This window comes from Kluyvera genomosp. 1 (assembly GCF_001266615.1).
In the GTDB taxonomy this organism is placed as follows: domain Bacteria; phylum Pseudomonadota; class Gammaproteobacteria; order Enterobacterales; family Enterobacteriaceae; genus Kluyvera; species Kluyvera cryocrescens_A.
The window spans coordinates 1-1,669 of sequence record NZ_LGHZ01000054.1; the positions used below are offsets into that span (position 1 = coordinate 1).

Genomic DNA, 1,669 nt, shown 5'->3' on the forward strand with positions numbered 1-1,669 from the left:
CACTACAAAGGCAGGTTCTTTAAGGTAAGGAGGTGATCCAACCGCAGGTTCCCCTACGGTTACCTTGTTACGACTTCACCCCAGTCATGAATCACAAAGTGGTAAGCGCCCTCCCGAAGGTTAAGCTACCTACTTCTTTTGCAACCCACTCCCATGGTGTGACGGGCGGTGTGTACAAGGCCCGGGAACGTATTCACCGTAGCATTCTGATCTACGATTACTAGCGATTCCGACTTCATGGAGTCGAGTTGCAGACTCCAATCCGGACTACGACATACTTTATGAGGTCCGCTTGCTCTCGCGAGGTCGCTTCTCTTTGTATATGCCATTGTAGCACGTGTGTAGCCCTACTCGTAAGGGCCATGATGACTTGACGTCATCCCCACCTTCCTCCAGTTTATCACTGGCAGTCTCCTTTGAGTTCCCGGCCGAACCGCTGGCAACAAAGGATAAGGGTTGCGCTCGTTGCGGGACTTAACCCAACATTTCACAACACGAGCTGACGACAGCCATGCAGCACCTGTCTCAGAGTTCCCGAAGGCACCAAAGCATCTCTGCTAAGTTCTCTGGATGTCAAGAGTAGGTAAGGTTCTTCGCGTTGCATCGAATTAAACCACATGCTCCACCGCTTGTGCGGGCCCCCGTCAATTCATTTGAGTTTTAACCTTGCGGCCGTACTCCCCAGGCGGTCGACTTAACGCGTTAGCTCCGGAAGCCACGCCTCAAGGGCACAACCTCCAAGTCGACATCGTTTACGGCGTGGACTACCAGGGTATCTAATCCTGTTTGCTCCCCACGCTTTCGCACCTGAGCGTCAGTCTTTGTCCAGGGGGCCGCCTTCGCCACCGGTATTCCTCCAGATCTCTACGCATTTCACCGCTACACCTGGAATTCTACCCCCCTCTACAAGACTCTAGCCTGCCAGTTTCGAATGCAGTTCCCAGGTTGAGCCCGGGGATTTCACATCCGACTTGACAGACCGCCTGCGTGCGCTTTACGCCCAGTAATTCCGATTAACGCTTGCACCCTCCGTATTACCGCGGCTGCTGGCACGGAGTTAGCCGGTGCTTCTTCTGCGAGTAACGTCAATTGCTGCAGCTATTAACTACAACACCTTCCTCCTCGCTGAAAGTACTTTACAACCCGAAGGCCTTCTTCATACACGCGGCATGGCTGCATCAGGCTTGCGCCCATTGTGCAATATTCCCCACTGCTGCCTCCCGTAGGAGTCTGGACCGTGTCTCAGTTCCAGTGTGGCTGGTCATCCTCTCAGACCAGCTAGGGATCGTCGCCTAGGTGAGCCATTACCCCACCTACTAGCTAATCCCATCTGGGCACATCCGATGGTGTGAGGCCCGAAGGTCCCCCACTTTGGTCTTGCGACGTTATGCGGTATTAGCTACCGTTTCCAGTAGTTATCCCCCTCCATCGGGCAGTTTCCCAGACATTACTCACCCGTCCGCCACTCGTCACCCAAGAGCAAGCTCTCTGTGCTACCGTTCGACTTGCATGTGTTAGGCCTGCCGCCAGCGTTCAATCTGAGCCATGATCAAACTCTTCAATTTAAAAGTGTTTGATGCTCAATGAATTAAACTTCGTAATGAATTACGTATGTTCACTCGTTGAGACTTGGTATTCTGTCTCTTATACACATCTCCGAGCCCACGAG

General features: G+C 53.0%; 1 rRNA gene. It reads right to left on the reverse strand.

Annotation, left to right across the window (positions count from 1 at the left end):
• Nucleotides 1–25: 25 nt before the first annotated feature.
• Nucleotides 26–1,565 (reverse strand): 16S ribosomal RNA (locus KP80_RS21750).
• Nucleotides 1,566–1,669 lie beyond the last annotated feature (104 nt).